General features: G+C 64.8%; 22 protein-coding genes and 2 tRNA genes. 13 read left to right on the top strand and 11 right to left on the bottom strand.

All coding sequences use genetic code 11. From position 1 onward, the window contains the following. The first annotated feature begins 48 nt into the window (after window positions 1-48). Window positions 49-2,805 carry a M16 family metallopeptidase gene (locus tag HV766_RS10990; protein ID WP_119450765.1) on the top strand — a complete coding sequence of 919 codons (2,757 nt, stop codon included), beginning with the start codon at window positions 49-51 and terminating at the stop codon, window positions 2,803-2,805. Window positions 2,806-3,089: 284 nt separating this feature from the next. Then, window positions 3,090-3,479 carry a DUF4148 domain-containing protein gene (locus HV766_RS10985; protein WP_119450764.1) on the top strand — a complete coding sequence of 130 codons (390 nt, stop codon included), beginning with the start codon at window positions 3,090-3,092 and terminating at the stop codon, window positions 3,477-3,479. A gap of 319 nt (window positions 3,480-3,798) precedes the next feature. Here the strand turns inward: HV766_RS10985 and dnaJ are convergent, their stop codons facing one another. From dnaJ to hrcA, 7 genes are all read right to left on the bottom strand, one after another. Continuing rightward, the gene (gene dnaJ / locus HV766_RS10980) at window positions 3,799-4,926 is read right to left on the bottom strand and encodes a molecular chaperone DnaJ (protein ID WP_059373782.1); all 1,128 of its coding nucleotides are present in this window, start codon (window positions 4,924-4,926) and stop codon (window positions 3,799-3,801) included. A gap of 109 nt (window positions 4,927-5,035) precedes the next feature. Further along, window positions 5,036-6,961: a molecular chaperone DnaK gene (gene dnaK, locus HV766_RS10975; RefSeq protein WP_054450039.1), complete on the bottom strand. Its 1,926-nt coding sequence runs from the start codon at window positions 6,959-6,961 to the stop codon at window positions 5,036-5,038. Between the two features lie 80 nt (window positions 6,962-7,041). Further along, window positions 7,042-7,446 carry a thioredoxin family protein gene (locus HV766_RS10970; protein ID WP_054450037.1) on the bottom strand — a complete coding sequence of 135 codons (405 nt, stop codon included), beginning with the start codon at window positions 7,444-7,446 and terminating at the stop codon, window positions 7,042-7,044. A gap of 14 nt (window positions 7,447-7,460) precedes the next feature. Next, window positions 7,461-8,018, bottom strand: coding sequence for a nucleotide exchange factor GrpE (gene grpE / locus HV766_RS10965; protein ID WP_054450035.1), 558 nt, complete (start codon window positions 8,016-8,018; stop codon window positions 7,461-7,463). A gap of 230 nt (window positions 8,019-8,248) precedes the next feature. Further along, window positions 8,249-8,482 carry a hypothetical protein gene (locus tag HV766_RS10960; protein ID WP_013391860.1) on the bottom strand — a complete coding sequence of 78 codons (234 nt, stop codon included), beginning with the start codon at window positions 8,480-8,482 and terminating at the stop codon, window positions 8,249-8,251. After that, on the bottom strand, window positions 8,472-9,587 hold the full coding sequence (gene hemH / locus HV766_RS10955; RefSeq protein ID WP_054451294.1) for a ferrochelatase: 1,116 nt from the start codon (window positions 9,585-9,587) through the stop codon (window positions 8,472-8,474). Before hemH ends, HV766_RS10960 begins: the two co-directional genes overlap by 11 nt. Before the next feature lie 45 nt (window positions 9,588-9,632). After that, window positions 9,633-10,637: a heat-inducible transcriptional repressor HrcA gene (gene hrcA, locus HV766_RS10950; protein ID WP_054450033.1), complete on the bottom strand. Its 1,005-nt coding sequence runs from the start codon at window positions 10,635-10,637 to the stop codon at window positions 9,633-9,635. Window positions 10,638-10,778: 141 nt separating this feature from the next. On the opposite strand from hrcA, the gene HV766_RS10945 reads away from it, so the two are divergent. Together HV766_RS10945 and recN are read left to right on the top strand one after the other, a co-directional pair. After that, window positions 10,779-11,678 (top strand): NAD kinase, encoded by a 900-nt coding sequence (locus HV766_RS10945; RefSeq protein ID WP_054450031.1) that lies wholly within the window; start codon window positions 10,779-10,781, stop codon window positions 11,676-11,678. A gap of 13 nt (window positions 11,679-11,691) precedes the next feature. Continuing rightward, window positions 11,692-13,347 (top strand): DNA repair protein RecN, encoded by a 1,656-nt coding sequence (gene recN, locus HV766_RS10940; protein ID WP_119450762.1) that lies wholly within the window; start codon window positions 11,692-11,694, stop codon window positions 13,345-13,347. Window positions 13,348-13,489: 142 nt separating this feature from the next. Here recN and fur read toward each other — a convergent pair whose 3' ends face one another. Further along, window positions 13,490-13,909, bottom strand: coding sequence for a ferric iron uptake transcriptional regulator (fur, locus tag HV766_RS10935; RefSeq protein ID WP_043543731.1), 420 nt, complete (start codon window positions 13,907-13,909; stop codon window positions 13,490-13,492). A 152-nt stretch (window positions 13,910-14,061) separates the two neighbouring features. Here fur and HV766_RS10930 point away from each other — a divergent pair, with 152 nt between their 5' ends. Together HV766_RS10930 and dapB are read left to right on the top strand one after the other, a co-directional pair. Beyond that, complete coding sequence (locus tag HV766_RS10930) at window positions 14,062-14,598, top strand: outer membrane protein assembly factor BamE (protein WP_054450027.1); 537 nt, start codon at window positions 14,062-14,064, stop codon at window positions 14,596-14,598. Window positions 14,599-14,613: 15 nt separating this feature from the next. Beyond that, entirely contained in the window at window positions 14,614-15,405 is a 792-nt protein-coding gene (gene dapB, locus HV766_RS10925; protein ID WP_054450025.1) for a 4-hydroxy-tetrahydrodipicolinate reductase, read from the top strand. A gap of 67 nt (window positions 15,406-15,472) precedes the next feature. Here dapB and murB read toward each other — a convergent pair whose 3' ends face one another. Then, window positions 15,473-16,519, bottom strand: coding sequence for a UDP-N-acetylmuramate dehydrogenase (gene murB / locus HV766_RS10920; RefSeq protein ID WP_175181147.1), 1,047 nt, complete (start codon window positions 16,517-16,519; stop codon window positions 15,473-15,475). 229 nt (window positions 16,520-16,748) lie between these two features. Between murB and HV766_RS10915 the strand changes: the two genes are divergently transcribed. From HV766_RS10915 to HV766_RS10890, 6 genes are all read left to right on the top strand, one after another. Beyond that, window positions 16,749-16,824, top strand: a tRNA-Gly gene (locus HV766_RS10915). Between the two features lie 270 nt (window positions 16,825-17,094). Further along, window positions 17,095-17,168, top strand: a tRNA-Cys gene (locus HV766_RS10910). A 78-nt stretch (window positions 17,169-17,246) separates the two neighbouring features. Then, complete coding sequence (locus HV766_RS10905) at window positions 17,247-17,480, top strand: hypothetical protein (protein WP_054450019.1); 234 nt, start codon at window positions 17,247-17,249, stop codon at window positions 17,478-17,480. Window positions 17,481-17,564: 84 nt separating this feature from the next. After that, window positions 17,565-19,022, top strand: a complete 1,458-nt coding sequence (locus HV766_RS10900) for a catalase (RefSeq protein ID WP_175181146.1) — start codon at window positions 17,565-17,567, stop codon at window positions 19,020-19,022. Window positions 19,023-19,135: 113 nt separating this feature from the next. Next, window positions 19,136-20,767, top strand: coding sequence for a thiamine pyrophosphate-binding protein (locus HV766_RS10895; RefSeq protein WP_175181145.1), 1,632 nt, complete (start codon window positions 19,136-19,138; stop codon window positions 20,765-20,767). Between the two features lie 62 nt (window positions 20,768-20,829). Next, window positions 20,830-21,831 carry a Bug family tripartite tricarboxylate transporter substrate binding protein gene (locus tag HV766_RS10890; protein ID WP_054450013.1) on the top strand — a complete coding sequence of 334 codons (1,002 nt, stop codon included), beginning with the start codon at window positions 20,830-20,832 and terminating at the stop codon, window positions 21,829-21,831. Here HV766_RS10890 and HV766_RS10885 read toward each other — a convergent pair. Beyond that, window positions 21,828-22,793 carry a LysR family transcriptional regulator gene (locus tag HV766_RS10885; RefSeq protein WP_119452072.1) on the bottom strand — a complete coding sequence of 322 codons (966 nt, stop codon included), beginning with the start codon at window positions 22,791-22,793 and terminating at the stop codon, window positions 21,828-21,830. The genes HV766_RS10890 and HV766_RS10885 overlap by 4 nt on opposite strands. Before the next feature lie 119 nt (window positions 22,794-22,912). Here HV766_RS10885 and HV766_RS10880 point away from each other — a divergent pair, with 119 nt between their 5' ends. Further along, window positions 22,913-24,442, top strand: coding sequence for a CoA-acylating methylmalonate-semialdehyde dehydrogenase (locus HV766_RS10880; RefSeq protein ID WP_119452066.1), 1,530 nt, complete (start codon window positions 22,913-22,915; stop codon window positions 24,440-24,442). 12 nt (window positions 24,443-24,454) lie between these two features. Here HV766_RS10880 and HV766_RS10875 read toward each other — a convergent pair whose 3' ends face one another. After that, window positions 24,455-25,210, bottom strand: a complete 756-nt coding sequence (locus HV766_RS10875) for a sulfite exporter TauE/SafE family protein (RefSeq protein ID WP_306650015.1) — start codon at window positions 25,208-25,210, stop codon at window positions 24,455-24,457. Window positions 25,211-25,213 lie beyond the last annotated feature (3 nt).

The raw sequence follows: 25,213 nt of genomic DNA, 5'->3' as shown, positions 1-25,213 counted from the left end.
AACGTATACACTCCAACGGATTCTGCCATGCCAAAGGAATTGTCTGCCATGCGCCTGTCCCTGTCGAAGCTGCCGCGCCCGCTGAGCGTGCTGCTGTTTTCCTCCTTCCTGGCCTTTCAGGCCGGCGCCGCCAGCCTGCCGGCGGGCGTCTCGGAGGCCGCCTCGATCGAAGGCATCACCGAATACCGCCTGGCCAACGGCCTGAGGGTGCTGCTGGTTCCCGATGAATCCAAGCCGTCCACTACCGTCAACATGACCTACCTGGTGGGCTCGCGCAACGAGAACTACGGCCAGACAGGCATGGCTCACCTACTGGAGCACATGCTGTTCAAGGGCACCTCGACCACCCGCAACGCCATGGGCGAGTTCTCGCGCCGCGGCTTGCAGGCCAATGGTTCGACCTCCAGCGACCGCACCAACTACTTCGCCAGCTTCGCCGCAAACCCCGACACGCTCAAGTGGTACCTGGGCTGGCAGGCCGACGCCATGGTCAATTCCCTGATCGCCAAGGAAGACCTGGACTCGGAAATGACCGTAGTCCGCAACGAAATGGAAAGCGGCGAAAACAGCCCCTTCCGCATCCTGATGCAGAAGATGCAGGCCGCGGCCTTCCAGTGGCACAGCTACGGCAAGAACACCATCGGCGCCCGTTCCGACGTCGAGAACGTGGACATCGGCCAGTTGCGCGCCTTCTATCACGAGTACTACCAGCCCGATAACGCCGTGCTGATCGTGGCGGGCAAGTTCGACCCGCAGGCGACCCTGGCCGACATCGAGGAAACGCTGGGCAAGCTGCCCAAGCCCGAACGCAAGCTCCCGCCCGAATACACGGTGGAACCCGTGCAGGACGGTGAACGTTCCGTAACCCTGCGCCGCACGGGCGGCACGCCGCTGGTCGCGGCCATGTACCACATTCCTGCCGCCGGCAGCGCCGACTTCGTGCCGCTGGACCTGGCCGCCACCATCCTGGCCGACACGCCCTCGGGCCGTCTCTACCATGCCTTGGTCCCGACCAAGCTGGCCTCGGGCGTGTTCGGCTTCACCATGGAAAACCTGGATCCGGGCCTTGCGATGTTCGCCGCCCAGCTGACGCCGGGCAAGAGCCTGGACGCCGCCATGAAGGCGCTGACCGGCACGCTGGAGACCCTGGACAAGAAGCCCTTCACACAGCAGGAGCTGGACCGCGCCCGCAGCAAATGGCTGACTGCCTGGGAACAGACCTATAGCGATCCCGAACAGGTCGGCGTGGCGCTGTCCGAGGCCATCGCCGCCGGCGACTGGCGCCTGTTCTTCCTGCAGCGCGACCGCGCCCGCAAGGCCACGCTGGCCGAAGTGCAGCGCGCCGCGACCACCTACCTGGTCCAAAGCAACAGCATCGAAGGCCGCTACATCCCCACCGAGAAGCCCGTGCGCGCGCCGCAAGAACAACGGGTGGACCTGACGGCCGTCTTCAAGGACTACAAGGGCGATCCGGACTTCAAGGCCGCATCGGCCTTCGACCCCACGCCCGAGAACATCGACAAGCTGACGCAGCGCAAGAAGCTGGACCTGCCCAACGGCTCCGTGCAGTTGGCGCTGCTGCCCAAGGCCACGCGCGGCAACCGGGTGCAGGCGCAGATGCTGATCCAGTTCGGCAACGAAAAAGACCTGCTCGGCCAACGCGTGAATTCCAGCGCCGTGGCCGACCTGCTGACCCGCGGCACGGCCAAGCTGTCGCGCCAGGACATCCAGGACCGCCTGGACAAGCTGCAGGCCGAACTCGGCTTCAGCGGCGGCGGCACCACGCTCAAGATCGCCATGTCGACCAAGGGCGAAAACCTGCCCGAACTCACCGCGCTGGCGTTGGACATCGTCCGCAACGCCAACTTCCCCAAGGAGCAACTGGAGGAATATCAGCGCCAGCTCGAAACCTCGATCCAGAACGCCATGACCGAACCGTCGGCACTGGCCGGACGCGCGCTGGCCCGCCAGGACAATCCGTGGCCCGCCAATGACCTGCGCTACGTGCCGACCTTCGAGGAATCGCTGGCCGGCGTGCGCGCCCTGAACCGCGACGCCCTGGTCAAGTTCCATTCCAAGTTCTACGGCGCCGGCAACATCGAGTACTCGGCGGTGGGCGATTTCGAGCCCGCAGCCGTGGAAAAGGCGCTCAAGACCGGTTTGGCCGGCTGGAAAAAGGCTCCTGGCTACACGCGCGTGCCCAATCCGTACCGCGACATTCCCGCCAAGCAGTTCGACATCGACACGCCCGACAAGGCCAATGCGTTCTACATTTCGCGCATGCCGCTGAAGCTGCAGGACACGGACGCGGACTACGCCGCGCTGTACCTGGCCAACTACCTGTTCGGCGCCTCCGAAACCTCGCGCCTGTGGAACCGCGTACGCGAAACCGACGGCCTCTCGTACAACGTGCGCAGCTCGCTGTCGGTCTCGTCGTTCGAGCCCTCCGCCAGCTGGACCATGTACGCCATCTACGCGCCGCAAAACCGCGAGCGCCTGGAAAAGGCCATCGGCGAAGAACTGGCGCGCGTGCTGAAGGACGGCTTCACGGACAAGGAAATCTCGGACGGCATCACGGCCCTGCTGAACTACCGCAACCTGGCCCGCGCCCAGGACGACGTCCTGGCCAGCACCTGGCTGGATTACATGCAGCGCGGCCGCACCTTCGCCTGGTCGGCCGACATGGACAAGAAGATCTCCGCGCTGACGGCCGATTCGGTCAATGCGGCTTTGCGCAAGTATCTGCGCGCGGACGGTTTCAGCACCGCGGTTGCCGGCGACTTCAAGAAGAAGCCGGCGCCCTGACCAGGCCCGCCTCGCCCAAGCCCCGCTGCGGCGGGGCTTTTTTTGGCTTTCCGGCGCTGGTCAGCTCACCAAAATTCACCAGAACGCCCCCCCGACTATGCCAAAAATGGATGAAATCATAAAAGCGAACGTGATTACTCGATTATTTGGAAAGATGTTTTCAAGAAATACGGGTTTATCCCAGGTGGGATAACGAGCACAATTCAGTCATCGGGAACACACAACGAACCACGACGGAGGGCCGCCGGATTCGGTCCCCAACCAAGACGAATTGGAGGTCTACCATGAAAACCCTAACCACCACCCTGCTGCTATCCCTGGCCCTGGTTGGCGTTGGCGCCCAAGCCGCCGGCGTTGAACAAGCCAAGAGCAGCGCCCAGGTCGCCACTGAACTGCAGCAAGCCAAGATCAGCGGCCAGTACACCTTCGGCGAGCTGGACTATCCGCCCGCCCTGCCCCAGACCACCAGCCTGAGCTCGCAGGAAGTGCAAGCCCAGCTGCAACAAGCCAAGGTCAGCGGCCAGTACACCTTCGGTGAACTGGAATACCCGGCGGCTGTATCCGCCCCCGCCAGCGCCAAGACCAGCGCTGAAGTCCAGCAGGAACTGGCGCAAGCCAAGGCCAGCGGCCAATACACGTTCGGCGAACTCGAGTACCCGCCGATCACCCGGTGAGCTGCTTGCTGTGGCCCGGCCGGCCTCGGACGGCATCATGGTTTGAGGCCGGTTTTTATCGGCGACAGCGGCGGTCGAAGTAGCAGTAGAAGTAGAAGTAGCAGTAGCTGTGAAAGTAGCAGTAGAAGCTGAAGCTGAAGCTGAAGTTGAAGTTGAAGTTGCAGTCGATACAGCAGTTGCAGTACTCGCAGTAGCAGTAGCACTGGACCGCGGCGCAAGCCGCGGTCTTTTCATATGCGCGCTGCCCCCGCCCCCACGCCCTCGCCGGGCAAAAAAAAGCCGCGATCATGATCGCGGCTTTTTGCATGCCTCAGCCAATTCAGCTGAAGAATTCCTTCACCCGGTCGGTCCAGGACTTGCTTTGCGGCGAATGGCGGTCGCCGCCATCGTTCAGCGAAGCCTCGAACTGGCGCAGGATGTTCTTCTGGTCGTCGCTCAGGCGCACGGGCGTTTCCACCACTACATGGCAGTACAGATCGCCCGGGTAGCTGCCGCGCACGCCGCGGATGCCCTTGCCGCGCAAGCGGAAGGTCTTGCCCGACTGCGTGCCTTCGGGGATCGAGATTTCGGCCTTGCCGCCCAGCGTCGGTACCTGAAGCTCGCCGCCCAGCGCCGCCGACGTGAACGGAATGGTCAGTTCGCAATGCAGGTCGTCGCCGTCGCGCTGGAAGATCTTGTGCTGCTTGATGTGGATTTCCACATACAGATCGCCCGGAGGACCGCCGTTGATGCCTGGTTCGCCGTTGCCGCTGGAGCGGATGCGCATGCCGTCATCGATGCCGGCCGGAATCTTGACCTGCAGCGTCTTGTTGCGGCGGATGCGGCCCACGCCGTCGCAGGCGGGGCAGGGATCGGTGATTTCCTTGCCGTTGCCGTGGCAGGTCGGGCAGGTCTGCTGCACGCTGAAGAAACCCTGCTGCATGCGCACGGCGCCCGAGCCGCCGCAGGTGCGGCAGGTCTTGGGCGAGGTGCCGGCCTTGGCGCCGGAACCGTGGCAGGTGTCGCAGTTTTCCCAGCTGGGCACGCGGATCTCGGTGTCGAAACCGGCCGCGGCCTGCTCCAGCGTGATTTCCAGCGCGTACTTCAGGTCGGCGCCGCGGTAAACCTGCGGGCCGCCGCCACGGCGGCCACCGCCGCCGCCGCCGAAGATTTCGCCGAAGATGTCGCCGAACGCATCGGCGAAACCGCCGCCCATGCCGCCGCCCATGCCGGCGGAGTTGGGGTCCACGCCCGCGTGGCCGTAGCGGTCGTAGGCGGCGCGCTTCTGATCGTCACCCAGGACCTCGTAGGCTTCCTTGGCTTCCTTGAACTTCTCTTCGGCTTCTTTGCTGTCCGGATTGCGGTCCGGATGGTACTTCATGGCCAGCTTTCGATAGGCCTTCTTGAGGTCGTCGTCCGAGGCGTTCTTCGCGACGCCCAAGACTTCGTAATAGTCACGTTTTGCCATGATCCGTGGGCTCGAAAACGAGCCTTCTTTTCAGTGCTACAGAATGAGTACGCCCGGTAGGCGGATTTCTCCGGCTACCGGGCGGCAGAGGCTGGTCAGCGCCCGGCCATTATTGGTCGCGCTTGACTTCCTTGAAGTCGGCGTCGACGACATTGTCGTCCACCGGCTTCGCGTTGTCGGCCGCTTGCTGCTGGCCGGCGGCTTGCTGCGCCTGCATGTCGGCGTACATCTTTTCGCCCAGCTTCTGCGAAACCGTCGACAGGGCTTCCACCTTGGCGTCGATCGCGGCCTTGTCGCCGTCCTTCAGCGTGTCTTCCAGTTCCTTGATGGCGGCTTCGATGCCTTCCTTTTCGGAAGCCTCGAGCTTGTCGCCATATTCGGTCAGCGACTTGCGGGTGGCATGCACCAGCGCGTCGGCCTGGTTGCGCGACTGGGCCAGTTCGGCAACGCGGTGATCTTCCTCGGCATTGGCCTCGGCATCCTTGACCATGCGCTGGATCTCGTCTTCCGACAGACCCGAGTTGGCCTTGATGGTGATCTTGTTTTCCTTGCCGGTGCCCTTGTCCTTGGCGGACACGTGCAGGATGCCGTTGGCGTCGATGTCGAAGGTGACTTCGATCTGCGGCATGCCGCGGGGCGACGGCGGGATCCCTTCGAGGTTGAACTCGCCCAGGGCCTTGTTGCCCGCAGCGATTTCGCGCTCGCCCTGGAACACCTTGATCGTCACGGCCGGCTGGTTGTCGTCAGCGGTCGAGAAGGTCTGCGAGAACCGGGTCGGAATGGTCGTGTTCTTCTGGATCATCTTGGTCATCACGCCGCCCAGGGTTTCGATGCCCAGGGACAGGGGGGTGACATCCAGCAGCAGCACGTCCTTGCGGTCGCCCGACAGCACGGAACCTTGAATGGCGGCGCCAGCGGCGACGGCTTCATCGGGGTTCACGTCCTTGCGCGGATCCTTGCCGAAGAATTCCTTCACCTTTTCCTGGACCTTGGGCATGCGGGTCATGCCGCCGACCAGGATCACGTCGTCGATGTCGGAAACCTTCACGCCGGCGTCCTTGATGGCCACGCGGCAGGGCTCGATCGTGCGTTCGATCAGTTCTTCGACCAGCGCTTCCAGCTTGGCGCGCGTGATCTTCAGGTTCAAGTGCTTCGGGCCCGAGGCATCCGCCGTGATGTACGGCAGGTTGATTTCGGTCTGTTGCGCCGAGGACAGCTCGATCTTGGCCTTTTCGGCCGCTTCCTTCAGGCGTTGCAGGGCCAGCACGTCCTTGGACAGGTCAACGCCTTGTTCCTTCTTGAACTCGGCAATGATGTAGTCGATGATGCGCTGGTCGAAGTCTTCGCCGCCCAGGAAGGTGTCGCCGTTGGTCGACAGCACTTCGAACTGCTTTTCGCCGTCCACATCGGCGATTTCGATGATGGACACGTCGAACGTGCCGCCGCCCAGGTCATAGACGGCGATCTTGCGGTCGCCCTTTTCGGTCTTGTCCAGGCCGAACGCCAGCGCGGCAGCGGTGGGTTCGTTGATGATGCGCTTGACTTCCAGACCGGCGATGCGGCCAGCGTCCTTGGTGGCCTGGCGTTGGCTGTCGTTGAAGTAGGCGGGCACGGTGATGACGGCCTCGGTCACTTCTTCGCCCAGGTAGTCCTCGGCGGTCTTCTTCATCTTGCGCAGCACGTCGGCCGACACTTGGGGAGGCGCCATCTTCTTGCCGCGCACTTCCACCCAGGCGTCGCCGTTGTCGGCCTTGACGATGGCATAGGGCATCAGGTTGATGTCCTTCTGCACCGCCTTCTCTTCGAACTTGCGGCCGATCAGGCGCTTCACCGCATACAGGGTGTTGCGCGGGTTGGTCACGGCCTGGCGCTTGGCCGGCGCGCCGACCAGGGTTTCGCCATCGTCCATGTAGGCGACGATGGAGGGGGTGGTGCGAGCGCCTTCCGCGTTTTCAATGATTTTGACCTGCCCGCCGTCCATGACAGCCACGCAGCTGTTGGTCGTGCCCAGGTCAATGCCAATAATCTTGCTCATGGTCGGTTACCTTGATTGAATCTATGAAAATAGGGAGAAACTTCTTGTCCCCACATAACTGGGGCTGCCCGCAGGGTTTTTCAAGACGCCTGGCCGGAATTTTCTACAGCCGTTTCCTGCAGGCGGCGCATGGCCGCGGTGAATTGCGGCAGGCCGGGCCAGCCGGTGACGCGGCCCAGCCGCTTGCCAGCGCGGTACAGCACAAAAGTGGGGACACCATGCAGCGAGAAGCGCCTTCCCAGCGCTTCGTCCGCGTAGACGTCGGCTTCGAACCAGGTCAGCCCCAGCTCCAGCAGCGCGTCCCGGTGCAGCAAGGCGGTCTGCTTGAAAATATTGCAGTTATAGCAATCCTGTCCCCAGAGGAACACGCAGCGCAGATCCGTCCCCGGCGCCTGCACCACCGCCGCGTCGAATCCCTCGGTGTCGACGTGCCGCATGCCGAACACCTGGAATATCTGGGCGGGGTCGAACCGGGGATCCGTCATGGCACGCCGCCTGCTCAGCCCTGGCCGGCGGACACCACGACCAGCGCGGGGCGCAAGGTCCGGTCGGCGATGGCGTAGCCCTTTTGCAGCAGCTGGACCACGGTATTGGCGGGCTGCTCGGCGGGGATGGACGAAATGGCCTGGTGCAGGTGCGGGTCGAACTTGTCGCCCTGTGCCGGCGCGATTTCCTTGAGCAGATTGCGCTCGAAGGCGGCCGTCAGCTGCTTGAGGGTCACTTGGACGCCTTCGCTCAGGGTTTCAACGGTTTGCTCAGGCTGGGCCAGCGCTGCTTCCAGGCTGTCCTTGACCGGGACCAGGCTTTCCGCGAACGACTCGATGCCGAACTTGCGCGCCTTGGACACGTCTTCCTGTGCACGGCGGCGCACGTTCTCGGCTTCGGCCCGGATGCGCAAAAGCTGGTCCTGCTGCTCATTGACGGTAGCCTGGGCGGCGTCCAGCTGGGCGCGCAACTCGTTCAGCTCGGCCTGCACGGCGTCCTCGGCGGCGGAGGCCGCATCGGCGTTCTGGCCGACTTCGGGCGTCTGATCTACAGGCTCGTTGGGTGCCGTCATGGGGAATCCTCCAAAAAGTATGGCTTTCGCAGACATGAATGGGGGCCAATACCCCTATTTCAAGCCCGGGAAAGCAAATATTCCCTGACGGCGCCAGCCAGCAGAGGCAGGCGGAATGTAATCAGAAATCCGCCCAATTTCTGCCAAATGCCGTCAAATCTCAGACTGCAAGCATAGATTCAGCGCTTTTCGACGCCATCCGGCAAATGGCGGACGCCCTCTGCGCCAGGCTATTTCTTGTGCGGCTGTGCGGGCGCCACCGGGTCGCTGGCGGGAAAACTGTCCTTCAGGGCGCGGTCCACGGCGCGGTCCTCGTCCGGCTCGGGGCTGATCGCGATGGGGTCGCTGGCGGGGAAGGTCTCGGCAAGCGCCTCGTCCAGTTCGTGTTCCACCTGATCTTCGTCCACCGGGGTACTGACCTGCCCCTTTTTGACGATCTTTCCAGTCTTGGGATCATGGTGCATGCGCCTTCTCCTTCAAGTCCGTGATTTGCGTGGGCCACCCCTGCAAGTGGCGTGCCACCAGGTCGGCCAGCCCTGCGATCCAGGCCGGATCGTCGTTGATCGCCGGGATGTAGCGGAAACGCTTGCCGCCGGCCCCGATAAAGGCGTCGCGGCACTCCAGGCTGATCTCTTCCAGGGTTTCCAGACAGTCTGCCACAAAACCCGGGCACACCACATCGACCTCGGTAACCCCGGCGGCGGCCAGCGCCTTCAGGGTCGGTTCGGTATAGGGCTCCAGCCAGCGGGCCGTACCGAAACGGCTCTGGAAGGTCACCTCGACCTGTTCGCGCGGCAGCGACAGGCGTTGGCCCAGCAGGCGCGCCGTTTCCATGCAGTCGCGGTAGTACGGGTCGCCCAGTTCGATCGAATAGCGCGGCAGGCCGTGAAAGCTCATGACCAGCTTCTGCGGTTTGCCGTGCTCTTGCCAATAGCGTTCGATGCGACCGGCCAGCGCGTCCAGATAGGCCGGCTCTTCGTGGAAACGCTTGATGAAGCGCAGCTCGGGCTGGTCGCGCAGGCGGCCGGCATGGCGGGTGACCGCATCCACCACCGTGGCGGTGGTGCTGGCGGCGTACTGCGGATAGAGCGGGACGGTCAGTATGCGTTCGCAGCCCTGCCGGCGCAGCCGGGAAATGGCGTCGGGGATCGAGGGGTTGCCGTAACGCATGCCCAGCTCCACCACGGCGTCGATTCCGGCCTCGGCCAGGGCCGCGCGCACACCATCGGCCTGTCGCTGGCTGTACACCATCAGGGGCGAGCCTTCCTTCATCCAGACGCCGGCGTAGCGCGGCTCCAGCTTCTTGGGCCGCATCGTCAGCACCAGGCAATGCAGGATGGGCTTCCACAGATAGCGCGGGATCTCGATCACGCGCGGGTCGGACAGGAACTCGCCCAGGTATTTGCGTATGTCTTGCTTACCCGGGGTGTCCGGGGTGCCCAGGTTCACCAGCAGCACGCCGACCTTGGCCGGCCCGCGAGGCGCGGGGTCTTCGTTGAAGGGGTCCTCCTGCTCGGGTTCCGGCAGATAGCGCTCAGGCCACAGGTACTTGAACAGGCGAAGAAACACAAACACTCCCCTTCCTCCGCAAGGAGGACGTAGCTTCGGATGGACCTACTGGTTGTGGCTGAGGGCGTTGGACAGCAAGCGCGCCGTGATATCCACGATGGGAATGACGCGTTCGTAGGCCATGCGCGTGGGACCGATCACGCCCAGCGTGCCCACGACCTTGCCGTCCACGCCGTAAGGCGCGGTGATGACCGAGACCTCTTCCATCGGCACCAGCTGCGAATCGCCGCCGATGTAGATCTGCACGCCCTGGGCGCGGGTGGACACGTCCAGGAGCTGCAGCAGGTCGGTCTTTTTCTCGAACAGCGAGAACATCTTGCGCAGGCGGTCCATGTCGGAGGCGATGTCGGTCACGTCCAGCAACTTGCGCTCGCCGGAAATGACCATGGCATCGCCGTCCTCGGCGGCTTCCGCGCTGGCTTCGACCGCGGCCTGCATCAGGCGCGAGATGTCCTCGCGCAATTGCGCCAGTTCGGTCGACAGGGTTTGCCGCACGACATTGAAGGACTTGCCGGCGAAATGCATGTTGAAGAAATTGCCGGCTTCCAGCAGTTCCGCTTCGGCATAGTCGCGCTGAACGAAAAGGATGCGATTTTGAACATCGCCGTCGGGCGTGACGATGATGAGCAGCACGCGCTTATCGGACAGGCGGATGAATTCGATCTGGCGGAACACCTGGGCGCGCTTGGGCGTGAGCACCACTCCCGCGAACTGGGTCAGGTTGGACAGCAGGGCCGCGGCGGCATTGACGGCGCGCGTGGGTTCGGCGGCCGCCAGCATCTCGCCCATGTTGTGCGGTTCGAGCTGGTAGGACTGCACCGCCAGCAGCGAATCGACGAACATGCGGTAGCCCCGCGGCGTGGGCACGCGGCCGGCGGAGGTGTGCGGGCTGTGGATCAGTCCCAGTTCTTCGAGATCCGCCATCACATTGCGGATCGTGGCCGGGGACAAGTCGAATACTTTCGATAGCGTCCGCGAGCCGACTGGCTGCCCATCGGCGATATAGCGTTCGATCAACGCTTTCAGTAGTGCGCGTGCGCGGTCATCCATAACAAGTATTTTAGGGAATCTTTTTCAATTGAGGCGATTTTTGTCCCGCAAGCACATATGCGGCCCCATATAATCGGCTAAACCGCCCATTCCGGGCAGGTTTCGGCTTCTGGTCCGGCCTTTTTTGATACGCAAGCAGCCATGCATTTTCCTACCGTAGCCCTGATCGGCAGATACCAGGACACCGGCCTGGACACACCGCTGAGAGCACTCGCCCACGCGCTGACGCAAGCGGGCCGGCAGGTGCTCATCGATGCGGACACGGCGCGCAACACCGGGCTGACCGAATACCCCGTCGCCACGCTCGAGGAAATCGGCAAGACCGCGTCGCTGGCCGTCGTCATGGGCGGCGACGGCACCGTGCTGGGCGCCAGCCGCCACCTTGCTCCCTATGGCATGCCGCTGGTCGGCATCAACCACGGACGCCTGGGCTTCATCACCGACATCGCGTTGCAGGACGCGCATGGCGCGCTGGCGCGCGTGCTCGAAGGCAGCTTCCAGATCGAGGAACGCATGCTGCTGGAAGGCAGCGTGTGGCGCGGCGATCAGAAAATGTATTCCGCGTCGGCCCTGAACGACGTGGTGCTGAACCGCGCGGGACGCGGCGGCATGATCGAAGTGCGGGTGGAGCTGGACGGCGCCTTCATGTACACGCAACGCGCCGACGGCCTGATCATCGCTACGCCTACGGGCTCCACCGCGTATGCGCTGTCGGCCAACGGTCCCATCCTGCATCCGGGCATGAACGCCATGGTGCTGGTGCCGGTGGCGCCGCAAACCCTGTCCAACCGCCCCATCGTCATTCCCGACTCCGGCGTGCTGAACATGACGCTCACGGCCATGGGCCGCGTGGAAGTCGGCGCCAGCGTGCATTTCGACATGCAGACCTGGTCCGACCTGCAGCCGGGCGACCGCATCGTCGTGCAGCGCGCGCCCTATACCATCCGCTTCGTGCATCCCGAAGGCTACAGTTTCTTCTCCACCCTGCGCCGCAAGCTGCACTGGAACCTGATGCCCGAAGCCTCCGACAACGTAGAGTAGTAAGCGCCCCGACATGCTGCGCACCCTGCATATCCGCGACTTCGTCATCGTCGAACAGACCGAGATCCATTTCGGCCCCGGCTTTACCGTCTTTTCCGGTGAGACCGGCGCAGGCAAATCCATACTGGTGGACGCGCTGGCGCTCACGCTGGGCGAACGCGGCGACGCCAGCATGCTGCGCGAGGGCGCGCCGCGCGCCGACATCACCGCGGTCTTCGATACCCCCAAGGGCCTGATCGCCTGGCTGCAAGAGCGCGAGATCGACGCCGACACGGAACTGTCCCTGCGCCGCGTCATCGACGCCCAGGGCCGCAGCCGCGCCTACATCAATGGCACGCCGGCCACCGTGGCGCAATTGCGCGAACTGGGCGACAGCCTGGTCGACATCCACGGCCAGCATGCGCACCAGAGCCTGATGCGCGCCGACGCCCAGCGCGACCTGCTGGATGCCCACGGCGGCCATGGCGAACTGCGCAACTCGGTCGGCCAGGCCTGGAAGCAATGGCGCGCGTTGGCGCGCCAGCTGGAATCCGCCGAAAAGGACGCCGCAAGCCTGGCTACCGAACGCGACCGCCTGCAATGGCAGGTCGACGAACTCGATCAGCTGAATCTCGGTCCCGACGAATGGGATGCGCTGCAGTCCGAGCACACCCGCCTGTCGCATTCGCAATCCCTGCTGGATGGCGCCAACCAGATCCTCGAAGGGCTGGACGGCGAAGGCGATTCCGCGCACCACCGGCTCACCGCGGCCAACCACCGCATCCAGCAGATGCTGCGCCACGATCCCGGCTTGCAGGGCGTCTACGATGAACTGGAATCGGCCCGCATCGCGATCAGCGAGGCCGTATCGGACCTGAACAACTACGTCAGCCGAGTCGATCTCGATCCTCAGCGGCTCGTAGCGGTCGAGGCGCGCCTGGGCCTGGTATTCGAAACCGCTCGCAAATTCCGCGTCGAGCCCGACGCGCTTTGCGAGCTGCGCGACACGCTGCATGCGCAGCTCAAGGCGCTGCAAGCCGCGGGCGACATCGATGCCCTGCGCGCCCAGACGCAAGCTGCGCAGGCGCAATACGACGCCACGGCCGCCAAGCTGACGACGGCGCGCCGCAAGGTCGCCAAGGACCTGGGCAAGCAGGTCACGCAAGCCATGCAGACGCTGGCCATGCAGGGCGGCAAGTTCGAACCCACGCTGGCCGAATCGGCGCCGTCCGCGCACGGCAACGAGCAGGTTGAATTCCTGGTGGCCGGCCATGCCGGCACCACGCCGCGGCCGCTGGCCAAGGTGGCTTCGGGCGGCGAACTGTCGCGGATTTCGCTGGCGCTGTCGGTCATCGCCAGTCGCGCTGCGCGCGTGCCGACGCTGATCTTCGATGAAGTCGACAGCGGGGTGGGCGGCGCGGTGGCCGAGGCCGTCGGCAAGCTGCTGCGCGAGCTCGGCGAACGCCATCAGGTGCTGTGCGTGACCCACCTGCCCCAGGTCGCGGCCTGCGCCAACAACCAATTCCTGGTCAGCAAGGCGGAATCGCGCGGCGCCACCCGCTCCAGCATCGAGGAACTGGACGCTTCCTCCCGTGTGGAGGAAATCGCGCGCATGCTGGGCGGCATCAAGCTCACGGCGACCACCCGCGAACACGCCCGCGAAATGCTGGAAGGTTTCGGGCAGAACTGAAGCGCTGGCCCGCCGCTTTACGGCGGGGACGCCGGAAAAAACAGGGCCGATTCGCGCCATAAAAAAATCCCCTTCACATTGAAGGGGATTTGGATCTCACGGACCCGCTGCGAGCGTAGCCGCGGGCCGTAGGCAGGCCGGATCAGCGGCCCTTCATGCAGCTGCCGCAGATGCCATACAACACCATGGCGTGGCTTTCCAGCGCGAAGGAGTTGTCCTTGGCAATCTTTTGCTGACGCTTTTCGATTTCGGGGTCCGAAAACTCGACCACCTTGCCGCAATTCGTGCAGATCAGGTGATCGTGGTGATCGCCGTCGTTGAGCTCGAACACCGCCTTGCCGCTGTCGAACTGGCTGCGGGCAAGGATGCCGGCCTGTTCGAACTGGGTCAGGACGCGATAGACGGTGGCCAGCCCGATTTCGACGTTTTCGCCGATCAGGGCGCGATAGACGTCTTCGGCGCTCAGGTGCCGTTGATCCGATTTCCGGAAAATATCAAGAATTTTCAGGCGGGGAAACGTCGCCTTCAAACCCATGTTCTTCAGTTCGCTTTGGTCGCTCATGGTGTAATCGCTCTCCGTCCGCGTTGGCATGGGCAGGATAGGTTCACCGCGAGCCGGCTCACCGAAATCATGCCGCCACGCGGAACTATCCTTATGAAACCTTTATGATAACGGTTTTGTCTGCTTCCAAATAATAGGGGCGCGTAGTGTCCATGATTGCACGAATTCCCTCCCGCTCGCTGAAGACCGGCCTGGCGGTGGCCGCTCTGGCCGTCGCCCTGGCTGGATGCTCGGGGGACAAGTGGGGCTTCCCCTACAAGGCCGGCGTCCAGCAAGGAAACTGGATCACCCAGGAGCAGGTCGCCCTGCTGCAGCCCGGCATGACGCGCGAGCAGGTGCGCTTCGCCCTTGGCAGCCCCACGCTGACCAGCGTGCTGCACGCCAACCGCTGGGACTACCCCTACTACTACAAGCCTGGCTACGGCGACGCCCAGGAACGCAAATTCACCGTCTGGTTCGAAAACGACCGCCTGACCCGCTGGGAAGGCGACAAGCAGCCAGAACTGCAGCCTTACCAGATCAATACGCCCAACGCCGTCGCCGACGAAAAGGCAGACAAGCGCCTCATCGAAGAAGAAACCCGCCAGAAGGAAGAGGAAGACCAGCGCAAGCGCGACTCCGCCGCCCCGGTCAGCCCCCTCAACCAGTACCCTGGCCAGCCCGGCAACGCCCCAGAGCCGCTCAAGTAACACCAAGGACTATCTATGCGTATCGCAATTGCCGGCGCCAGCGGCCGTATGGGCCAGATGCTGATCGAAGCCGTGCTGAACGCCTCCGGCCTGCAGCTCGCCGTGGCGCTGGACCGCCAGGGCTCGGCCGCGCTGGGCCAGGACGCCGGCGCGCCGCTGGGCAAGCAGACGGGCGTGGCCATCACCGATGACCTCGACGCCCTGGCCCAGGCCGACTGCCTGATCGACTTCACCCGCCCCGAAGGCACGCTTGAACACTTGCAGGCCTGCGTCAAGCACGGTGTGAACGCCGTCATCGGCACCACCGGTTTCGACGACAACGGCCGCGCCGCGATCGAAGTCGCCGCCCAGAAGATCGGCATCGTCTTCGCGCCCAACATGAGCGTGGGCGTGAACGCCACGCTCAAGCTGCTGGACATGGCCGCTCGCATCCTGAACTCCGGCTACGACGTCGAAGTCTTCGAAGCGCACCACCGCAACAAGGTCGACGCGCCTTCGGGCACCGCGCTGAAAATGGGCGAAACCATTGCTTCGGCCTGGAACGTGGCCCTGCCGGACGTCGCCACCTGGAGCCGCCACGGCGATACCGGCGTGCGCAAGCCGGGCACCATCGGCTTCTCGGTGCTGCGCGGCGGCGACATCGTCGGCGACCACACCGTGTCCTTCTGCGGCACCGGCGAACGCATCGAGATCACGCACCGCTCGGCCAGCCGCGCCACCTATGCGGAAGGCGCCCTGCGCGCCGCCCGCTTCCTGGAAGGCAAGCACAACGGCCTTTACGACATGCAATCGGTGCTGGGCCTCTGAAGCCCAAGCCCTCGCCTGCAAAAAAGGACCCTGCGGGGTCCTTTTTTCTTGCCCGGCCCAAACGGCCTCACACCACCACGGGTTCCGGTTCGAGCCGCACGCCGTAGCGCTCGGACACCGCGGCCTGGATGGCATGCGCCAAGCCCATGATGTCGGCCGCCGTGGCCCCGCCGCGATTGACCAGTACCAGAGCCTGGCGCTCATGCACGCCCGCGGCCCCCAGCGAGCGGCCCTTCCAGCCGCATTGGTCTATCAGCCAGCCGGCCGCCAGCTTGTAGCCGCCGTCGGGCTGGACGTAGGACACCAGACCGGGAAAACGGTCCAGCAGCCTGTCCCGCACTTGCGCCGACACGATAGGGTTCTTGAAAAAACTGCCTGCGTTGCCCGTCACCGCCGGATCGGGCAGCTTGGCGCGGCGGATCTCGCACACCGCGTCGAAGATATCGCGGGCGCTCGGCTGTCCCGCCGCCAGCCGCGCGTGGCGCTGCAAATCAGGGTAGCCCAGCACAGGCCGCCAGGGCCGGGGCAAGGCGAAACGCACACTCACGATGACCCAGCGTCCGGGCTCGTCGTGCTTGAACAGGCTGTCGCGGTAGGAAAAGCGGCAATCGGCCGCGCTCATTTCGACCAGGCGCCCTGCGCGCACGTCCCAGGCGGTCAGGCTGTGGAAACGCTCCTGCAGTTCAACGCCGTAAGCGCCGATGTTCTGCACCGGTGCCGCGCCCACCGTACCCGGGATCAGCGCCAGGTTTTCCAGCCCGTCCCAGCCCTGGTTCACGCAGGTTTCGACAAAGCCGTGCCAGGTCTCGCCGCCCGCCGCCTCGATCAGCCAGGCATCCGGACGAGCTTCCAGCAGGCGCACGCCCTTGAACGCGACGCGAGCCACCAATCCCTGCACCTGGCTCGGCAATACCAGATTGCTGCCTCCCCCCAGCACCAGCAGGGAAGACGCCTCGTGCGCCAGCTGCGACAACGCCGGCAACTGCGCCGCATCTTCCAGGGTCACAAAGGCCCCGGTCCGCGACGCCAGGCCCAACGTATTCAGCCGGGTGAGATCCTGGCTGGCGGGCGACAAGGCTGGGGACGGAAGAACTTTGGCGGGAGAATTTGACATGGATGCTGCGGATTGCTATAGTTTCTGTCTTCGCTCATATTACTTGATTGAGTGCTTGCCCTGAATTTCAGGCTTTGTTCGCAAACTGCTTGCAGTGAACAGACCCAAATAAGTCCAGGCCAAGACAAGCTCAAAAAAATCATGTAGAATGCGCGCCTTCTGATCGATAACCAAGTTGATCAGAGTGAATAAGAAAACAGGTTCTGGCTGTTTCAAGTGCAGAACCCATGCGGGAGTAGCTCAGTTGGTAGAGCGCAACCTTGCCAAGGTTGAGGTCGCGAGTTCGAGACTCGTCTCCCGCTCCAAATTCTGATTTCCAGATTCTTTCTGGAAATCCTTGAGAAAGGGCCTTCGGGCCCTTTTTTCATTTCTGCTCGCAACGCGGGCATCTCCCCACGCTGCCTGCGGCCATATTGCGCCGCCCTCTCCGTCCCCCACTGTCACACGCCCTATGACATACGCGGCCTTGGCCTGCGTCATTCATGCTGGACGCCAGGACAATTTTCGTGGATTCGAGGAAGCCCGCGCCCTGCCCGGCTTCCGTACCATTCATTACGTCCTAGGACAAACAAAACGGCGCGGTGGCAGAGTGGTCATGCGGCAGATTGCAAATCTCCTGAGGTTGGTTCGATTCCAGCCCGCGCCTCCAAGACCAGCCTGGCATGTCGGCCCATGAGGCACGGGTGCCGGGACGCAGCCGCCCTGGCGGCACGCCAAGGAGATCGCCTTGATTCAAGTCACCCTGTTCCACGACGGCTGCAATCTCTGCCTGGGCATAGACCGCAGCATGGCCGCGGCCTTCGCGACGCCTCAGCATCGCTACGAATCATTCGATCTCGCGCGGCAGCCCGGGTCCGCCGCCCAGGCCCGGGCGCTTGGCATCACCCGCCTGCCGTCCCTCGTCATCGATGGTCGTGTGCTGCGCCTGGAAGACCATTCCCCCATCGAGCACTACGTCTGAGATTGGCGCGGCCGGATCCGAGCCCGTTGCGATGCTCCCGCTCTTGAAGGCCGCTGCCCCGTTGAACCACGCAAGGAGCCCATCATGAGCAAACTCACCACCGCGTTCGGCGCCCCCGTGCCCGACGACGACAACACGATGACCGCCGGCCGGCGCGGGCCGGCGCTGTTGCAGGACGTCTGGTTCCTGGAAAAGATGGCGCACTTCGACCGCGAAGTGATCCCCGAGCGGCGCATGCACGCCAAGGGAGCCGGCGCCTTCGGCACGTTCACCGTCACCCATGACATCACGCGCTACACCAAGGCCAGGATCTTCAGCCAGGTAGGCAAGCAGACCGAAATGTTCGCCCGCTTCTCGACCGTGGCGGGCGAGCGCGGCGCGGCCGACGCGGAACGCGACATCCGCGGATTCGCGCTCAAGTTCTATACCGAGGAGGGCAACTGGGACTTGGTCGGCAACAACACGCCGGTCTTCTTCGTGCGCGATCCGCTGAAATTCTCCGACCTGAACCGGGCCGTCAAACGCGATCCTCGCACCGGCATGCGCAGCCCGCAGAACAACTGGGACTACTGGACGCTGCTGCCCGAGACCCTGCACCAGGTGACGCTCATCATGGGCGACCGCGGCATTCCGAAGAGCTATCGCCACATGCATGGCTTCGGCAGCCATACCTATAGCTTCATCAACGCCGCCCGCGAGCGCTTCTGGGTCAAGTTCACCTTCAAGACCCAGCAGGGCATCCAGAACCTGACGGACGCCGAGGCCGGTCAGGTCATCGCGGCGGACCGCGAAAGCAATCAGCGTGACCTGTACGAAGCGATCGAACGCGGCGAGTTTCCGCGCTGGACCCTGTATGTACAGATCATGCCCGACGCCGAAGCTCATACCTATCATCTCAACCCCTTCGACCTGACCAAGGTCTGGCCGCACAAGGACTATCCGCTGATCGAAGTCGGCGTCCTGGAGCTCAATCGAAACCCCGAGAATTTCTTCGCCGAGGTCGAACAAGCCGCGTTCAGTCCCGCAGCAATCGTGCCCGGCATTGGCTTCTCTCCGGACAAGATGCTGCAGGGCCGCCTGTTCTCGTATGGCGACACGCAGCGCTATCGGCTGGGCGTGAACTACCCGCAGATCCCGGTGAACGCGCCTCGCTGCCCATTTCACAGTTATCACCGCGACGGAGCGATGCGCGTGGATGGCAACGGCGGCAGCACGCCCGCGTACACGCCCAACAGCCATGGCGTCCTGCAGGCGCAGCCGGACTATTCCGAACCGCCGCTGGAGATCAGCGGCGCTGCGGCCCGCTGGGATCACAGGGAAGATGCCGACTACTACTCCCAGCCCGGCAACCTGTTCCGGTTGATGGCGGCGGACGAAAAACAGAGACTGTTCCAGAACACCGCGCGCGCGATCCGCGGCGCCTCCAGGGAAGTCATCGAACGCCATATCGCCAACTGCACCCGGGCAGACCCGGCCTATGGGCAAGGCGTGCGCGACGCGGTCGCGCAGACGGAACAAGACCGTCCGCGGGCCGCCCCCTAGGTTCAAAAAACATCAACCAACCCGCCACGGATAGCCGATACACTGAACTCTCCCATAGCCGGTAAAAAACAGGCGCGCGGCGCACAGCCGACGCAGCCCCAGCGGAGAGACAGGTGCTTGGATCCCAGTTGATTATCCGTACGCTGCATCGCCTGGGCGTCAAGACCATCTTCAGCCTGTCCGGCAATCAGATCATGCCGCTCTACGATGCCTGTATCGACGCAGGCATCCGCATCATCCATGTGCGGCATGAGGCGGCCGCCGTCTTCATGGCGGACGCCTGGTCCCAGATCACCGGCGAGCTTGGCGTCGCGATGCTGACCGCCGCGCCCGGCATCACCAATGGCCTGGCGCCGCTTTACTCGGCGTCGCAGGCGGAAAGCCCCGTGCTCCTCATCTCCGGCGACTCCTCGGTAGGAGAAGACGGCATGGGCGCGTTCCAGGAACTGGACCAGGTTTCCATCACCCGTTCCTTGACCAAGCTATCGCTGCGTCCGCGGACCGTGCAGGAGCTTTATCCCGCGCTCGACCGCGCGGTCGCGCAAGCGCTTGCCCCACGGCGCGGACCGGTTCATCTGGCCCTGCCCTTCGACCTGATGACCGCGGAGACGGGTTTGGCAGAACTGCCCGCCACTACACCGAAGCGCGAGCCCGCTGCAGTGGACGCAGCCGGCCTGGAACAGCTCGCCGCGCTGCTTGACTCGGCGCAGCGCCCCCTGTTGCTGGCAGGCCCCACCGGAGCGCGTCCGCACATGCGCGCGGTTCGCGAGAAGCTGGAAGCAACGCTAGGCGTGCACCTCATCCCCATGGAAAGCCCGCGCGGCCTGAAGGACCCTTCCCTGGGCTCCCTGGCCGAGATCATTCCGCAGGCGGACCTCATCGTGCTGGCCGGCAAGTGCCTGGACTTCACGCTGGGCTTCGGCGGCACGGGCGCGCTGGGCAAGACGGCCCGGGTCGTGGCGATAGACCCCGACCCCGCGATGCTGGAACGCGCGGCCCGCCTGCTGGGCGACCGCCTGGCTCTGGCCCTGCAGGGCGATCCCTACACCGTGCTGCCGGCATTGCCAGCGGCGCCAGCCCCGGCCGCGCGCGCCTCGTGGCGCGCGCGCGTGGACGAAGCGCTGCGCAACCGGAACACTCTGGGCGCCGCGGCTTGCGCCGATGGAGCATTGGGGCCGCGCGCGCTATGTGAAGCGGTCCAAGCGTTTCTCACGTCCGCCCCCAATCCCATCCTGGTCTGCGACGGCGGCGAATTCGGCCAGTGGGCGCAGGCATACTGCCAGGCGCCGGTGCGCATCATCAACGGCATGTCGGGCGCGATCGGCGCAGGCATCTGCTACGCCATCGCCGCCAAGATCGCACAACCAGAGGCCACCGTGGCCGTGCTCATGGGCGACGGCACGGCGGGCTTTCACCTGATGGAGCTGGACACGGCCGTACGCGAGCGCGCCGCGATCGTCGCCGTGGTCGGCAACGACCTGCGCTGGAACGCGGAACACTTGATCCAGATGCGCACCTACGGTCTGCAAAGGCTGATCGGCTGCGAACTCGCGCCGACCGCGCGCTACCACGAAGTCGCCGCGGCGCTTGGCGGAGCCGGCTACGCCGCCCGGGACCGCGACAGCCTCGCCACCGCGCTGCGCGCGGCGGCGGACAGCGGGCTGCCCGCATGTGTCAACGTATCCCTGGCGGGCGAACCCGCTCCGGTTTTCAGCGCATCAACGCAGTCCGCGACCGGTCATTGACCTCGAAGCATCGAGCCCAGCTGCAGTCCGGTTTCGTCCCTTAGCACGACAGGAGACTTCTCATGATGAGACCTACCGGCCTCTGGCCGGGCGCGTTCGCTCGCGCCGCGATTTGCATGCTGGCCGCGCTTCCGGGCCTGGCAACCGCCCAAGCCTATCCCGCCAAACCCGTCCAGCTCATCGTGCCGTTCAGCGCGGGCGGCGACGCCGACATGGCGGCCCGCAACTTGTCCGCCGCCGCGCAAGGCCTGCTTGGCCAGCCGCTGGTCGTCGTCAACAAGGCCGGGGCGAACGGCGCGATCGGCTCGGCCGCCGTGAAGAACGCCGCTCCCGACGGCTACACCCTGCTCGTCGGCCGAATAGGCTCCCAGGTCCTGCTACCCGCGCTACAACCCAAGACCACGCCCTATACCGCCCGGGACTTCACGTACATCGGACTGCTGGAGCTGAACCCCGTGGTCTGTGTGGTGCATCCGGACAGCCCTTACAAGACAATCGGCGATCTGGCACAGGCCTTGAAGGCCCATCCCGGCAAGCTCAACTACAGCCATTCCGGTCCGGCCACGGTGCAGAATCTTGCGCCGCAGCTGCTGCTCAGCAGCCTCGGCCTGAAATCCGAGGCCGTGGTCAACGTCCCCTACAAGGGCGGCAACGAAGTCGCGCTGGCGGTGCTCAGCAAGGATGCGGACTTCGCCTGCAACAACCTGAGTTCGATGACGGGCATACTTGCCAGCGGCAAGCTGCGCGCCCTGCTGACGACCACGCCCGAACGCCTGGCGCAGTTCCCCGACATCCCGACCGCGCGCGAGCTGGGGCTGCCTCAACTCGAAGCTGTCGTAGGCTGGAGCGGACTGTTCGGGCCGCCGGGCATGAGTCCCGAAGCGGTGGCCAAATGGGCCGACGTGCTCAAGCAGATCGCACAGGATCCGAAGTGGATCGCCGGCAACGCCAACTTCGGCGGCATCCCCCACGTCCTGTCCCCCGCGGAAACGGAAAAATACGTCAGCCAGGGAGCCGCGATCTATGCCGACCTTGTGGCCAAGGCCGGGTTGCAAGTCAATTAACCCGCCTCATTGCCCGCTCCAGGCGGTCCGCCAAGTCCGGCGGACGCCGGGATCGCCTCGCGCAGGTAACCGACGAATGAGGATACGGTCAGCGGCACGCGCGGCGTGTAGGGCCTGACTGCGTACAGCCGTTCTGCATATTCGCCCACCACGCGCCACCCGCGCAGGACCTCGACCAACTCTCCGCTGCGCAGGGCCTGGTTGGCGCTGAAATCCGGCACCAGCGCGATCCCCAGGGATCCGGCAGCCACCTCCCGCAGCACTTCGCTGTTGTTCGCGGTGAAGCTGCCGCGCACCGGAACCGCCACGCGCTTGTCTCCGTCACGCGACTCGAACGACCAGGTAGCGCTGCCGCTGCGCCGCAGGTAGTGCAGGCAATTGTGGGCGGCCAGATCCATCGGCGTCTTCGGCGTGCCGTGCTGCGCCAGGTACTCCGGGGCCGCAACCAGCACGGAGCGCGTCTCGCAGATGACCGACGCGACGTGCGTGTCCGGCACGCCGGCCACATGCCGGATGGCCAGGTCGAAGCCTTCGGTGGCCAGGGACGCCAGATGGTCGCTGAGTTCCAGCTGGATCCGCACGTCGGGAAAATTCTTCAGGAATCCGGGTATCAGCGGCGCAATGACCTGACGTCCCAGGGCTACGGGTGCGGTCACGGACAGCACGCCGCGCGGCCCCTCGGACAGGTCCCGCACGGCCGAGAAGCCCTCTTCGATGCGCAGAAAGGCCGCCGCGGTCTGGTCGACCAGGCTCTGCCCCGCCTCGGTCAGGCCGACGCTGCGGGTGGTGCGGCGCACGAGGGGGACGCCAGCCGCCTGCTCCAGTTCCACGATGCGCTGGCTCACCGACGCCTTGCTGATCTGCAGGCGGCGCGCGGCCGCCGTATAGCTGCCGGTATCGGCCAGCACCCCAAGGCAATGGATATGCGACCACAGATCTTCCAGACGCCTGGTTTTCGTCATGCCTTGCTCCATTGTTCGAAACATCAAACACTGATTCCAGCCCTGCGGTCTGGACGTCCGGGCGGCAATGCGCGACATTGCCAGCTCCAGAACACCATGCATGAGCCCAGGAGCCAGCCATGACCGCAAGCAATGCCAGCGCCCAATCCCGCGATGCCGGACACTATATCGGCGGCAGCCTCGTCGACGGGACAGGCAGCCGCCAGCCCGTCTACAACCCGGCCACGGGCGCCGTCGCCAAGCAGGTGGCGCTGGCCACGCCCGACGAGGTGAACCGCGCCGTGGCCAGCGCCCGGGCGGCATTTCCGCAATGGGCGGACACCCCTCCCATCCGCCGCGCCCGCGTGCTGTTCAGGTTTCTTGAACTGATGAACAAGCATCGCGACGAACTTGCCCACCTGATCACCGCCGAGCATGGCAAGGTTTTCAGCGATGCGCAAGGCGAAGTCACTCGCGGCATCGACATCGTCGAGTTCGCCTGCGGCGTTCCCCAGTTGCTGAAGGGCGCCCACACCGAGCAGGTTTCCACCGGCATCGACAACTGGACGCTGCGCCAACCGCTGGGCGTGGTGGCGGGCATCACGCCGTTCAACTTTCCGGTGATGGTACCCATGTGGATGTTCCCGGTGGCGATCGCGGCGGGCAACACCTTCGTGCTCAAGCCCAGCCCCACCGACCCCAGCGCATCGCTGCGCATCGCCGAACTGCTGCGCGAAGCGGGGCTGCCCGACGGCGTGTTCAACGTGGTGCAGGGCGACAAGGTGGCGGTTGATGCGCTGCTGGAACACCCGGACGTGAAAGCCATCAGCTTCGTCGGTTCCACGCCCATCGCCAACTACATCTACGAGACCGGCGCACGCCATGGCAAGCGCGTGCAGGCCCTGGGCGGCGCCAAGAACCACATGGTCGTGATGCCGGACGCCGACATCGACCAGGCGGTCGACGCCCTGATCGGCGCCGGCTACGGCTCGGCCGGCGAGCGCTGCATGGCGATCAGCGTGGCGGTGCTGGTGGGCGACGTGGCCGACCGGCTGCTGCCCAGACTGATCGAACGCACCAGGACGCTGAAGGTGCTGGACGGCGAGAACCCCGCGGCCGAGATGGGCCCCATCGTGACCCGCGCCGCGCATGAGCGCATCAGCGGCTATATCGATCTGGGCGTGCAGGAAGGCGCGCAACTGCTGGTGGACGGCCGCGGCTTCCAGGGTTCTCAGGCAGGCGCAGGCTGCGGCGACGGTTTCTGGATGGGCGGCACGCTGTTCGACCACGTCACGCCGGACATGCGCATCTACAAGGAAGAGATCTTCGGCCCGGTGCTGGGCTGCGTGCGCGTGAAGGATCTGAAAGAAGCCGTGGATCTCATCAATGCCCACGAATTCGGCAACGGCGTGGCCTGCTTCACCCGCGACGGCAACGTCGCGCGCGAGTTCGGCCGCCGCATCGAGGTTGGCATGGTGGGCATCAACGTACCCATCCCCGTGCCCATGGCCTGGCATGGATTCGGCGGCTGGAAGCGCAGCCTGTTCGGCGACATGCACGCTTATGGCGAAGAAGGCGTGCGCTTCTACACGCGGCAGAAGTCGATCATGCAGCGCTGGCCCGAAAGCATTGGCAAGGGCGCCGAGTTCGCCATGCCGACGGCCAAGTAACGGCAGCCTGTCTCACGCAGGCGAGACCCATCCGCGATAGATGGCGCCTGCGCCCGCTATCGCGAGCAGAACGAAGATGGCCCGCTTCAGCAGTTCCGGGGACACCCGAACCCTGAGGCGGGATCCGCCGTACAGGCCGATCAGGGCCACGGGCAGCAGCACGGCGGCCGCGAACAGGATTTCCGGCTGCGCATACAGTCCGGCGGCGCCGAAGGCCGCCGCCCGGATGAGGCCGCTGGCCAGGATGACCACCGAGATCGTGGCGCGGAACTGGTCCAGCGCATCCAGCCGGCGCGACAGATAGATGGTGTAGATCGGCCCGCCGGTCCCGAACAGCGCACTGAAGATGCCGCCGAACACGCCGAACGGCAAGGCCCAGAAAGTATTCAGCGGCGCCGACGGCTTGGCCCCGCGCGCGCCCCGCAGGCCCTTGATGCACACCGCCAGCACGAAGCTGCCCAGCAGGATCAAAGGCCAGCGAGCGCCGGCGTTGTGCAGCAGCGTCACACCCAGCCCTATCCCCAGCAGCAGCCAGGGAAACAGGCGCTTGAGTTCGACCAGGGAAACGCGCCGCCAGTTGCTGCCGCCCACCAGCGCGGTGCAGGCCAGGTCGAACAGCACCACCAGCGGAACCGCGAACTGCAAGGGCATGAACTGGACCAGCAGCGGCACGGCCACCATGGCCGCGCCGAATCCCGTCATCCCGAAGACGACATAGGCGGCAAGGACGACGGGTGCGGCAAAGGCGAGCGTATCGGGCGGCATCATGCG

It is taken from the genome of Achromobacter aegrifaciens (assembly GCF_902859735.1).
GTDB classification, from domain to species: domain Bacteria; phylum Pseudomonadota; class Gammaproteobacteria; order Burkholderiales; family Burkholderiaceae_B; genus Achromobacter; species Achromobacter aegrifaciens.
This window is presented reverse-complemented; position numbering and strand designations above follow the sequence as displayed.

Coding starts and splice junctions, on each gene's coding strand:
- HV766_RS10990 (WP_119450765.1), top strand. CDS start 49: ATGCGCCTGTCCCTGTCGAAGCTGCCGCGCCCGCTGAGCGTGCTGCTG.
- HV766_RS10985 (WP_119450764.1), top strand. CDS start 3,090: ATGAAAACCCTAACCACCACCCTGCTGCTATCCCTGGCCCTGGTTGGC.
- dnaJ (WP_059373782.1), bottom strand. CDS start 4,926: ATGGCAAAACGTGACTATTACGAAGTCTTGGGCGTCGCGAAGAACGCC.
- dnaK (WP_054450039.1), bottom strand. CDS start 6,961: ATGAGCAAGATTATTGGCATTGACCTGGGCACGACCAACAGCTGCGTG.
- HV766_RS10970 (WP_054450037.1), bottom strand. CDS start 7,446: ATGACGGATCCCCGGTTCGACCCCGCCCAGATATTCCAGGTGTTCGGC.
- grpE (WP_054450035.1), bottom strand. CDS start 8,018: ATGACGGCACCCAACGAGCCTGTAGATCAGACGCCCGAAGTCGGCCAG.
- HV766_RS10960 (WP_013391860.1), bottom strand. CDS start 8,482: ATGCACCATGATCCCAAGACTGGAAAGATCGTCAAAAAGGGGCAGGTC.
- hrcA (WP_054450033.1), bottom strand. CDS start 10,637: ATGGATGACCGCGCACGCGCACTACTGAAAGCGTTGATCGAACGCTAT.
- HV766_RS10945 (WP_054450031.1), top strand. CDS start 10,779: ATGCATTTTCCTACCGTAGCCCTGATCGGCAGATACCAGGACACCGGC.
- recN (WP_119450762.1), top strand. CDS start 11,692: ATGCTGCGCACCCTGCATATCCGCGACTTCGTCATCGTCGAACAGACC.
- fur (WP_043543731.1), bottom strand. CDS start 13,909: ATGAGCGACCAAAGCGAACTGAAGAACATGGGTTTGAAGGCGACGTTT.
- HV766_RS10930 (WP_054450027.1), top strand. CDS start 14,062: ATGATTGCACGAATTCCCTCCCGCTCGCTGAAGACCGGCCTGGCGGTG.
- dapB (WP_054450025.1), top strand. CDS start 14,614: ATGCGTATCGCAATTGCCGGCGCCAGCGGCCGTATGGGCCAGATGCTG.
- murB (WP_175181147.1), bottom strand. CDS start 16,519: ATGTCAAATTCTCCCGCCAAAGTTCTTCCGTCCCCAGCCTTGTCGCCC.
- HV766_RS10900 (WP_175181146.1), top strand. CDS start 17,565: ATGAGCAAACTCACCACCGCGTTCGGCGCCCCCGTGCCCGACGACGAC.
- HV766_RS10890 (WP_054450013.1), top strand. CDS start 20,830: ATGATGAGACCTACCGGCCTCTGGCCGGGCGCGTTCGCTCGCGCCGCG.
- HV766_RS10885 (WP_119452072.1), bottom strand. CDS start 22,793: ATGACGAAAACCAGGCGTCTGGAAGATCTGTGGTCGCATATCCATTGC.
- HV766_RS10880 (WP_119452066.1), top strand. CDS start 22,913: ATGACCGCAAGCAATGCCAGCGCCCAATCCCGCGATGCCGGACACTAT.
- HV766_RS10875 (WP_306650015.1), bottom strand. CDS start 25,210: ATGATGCCGCCCGATACGCTCGCCTTTGCCGCACCCGTCGTCCTTGCC.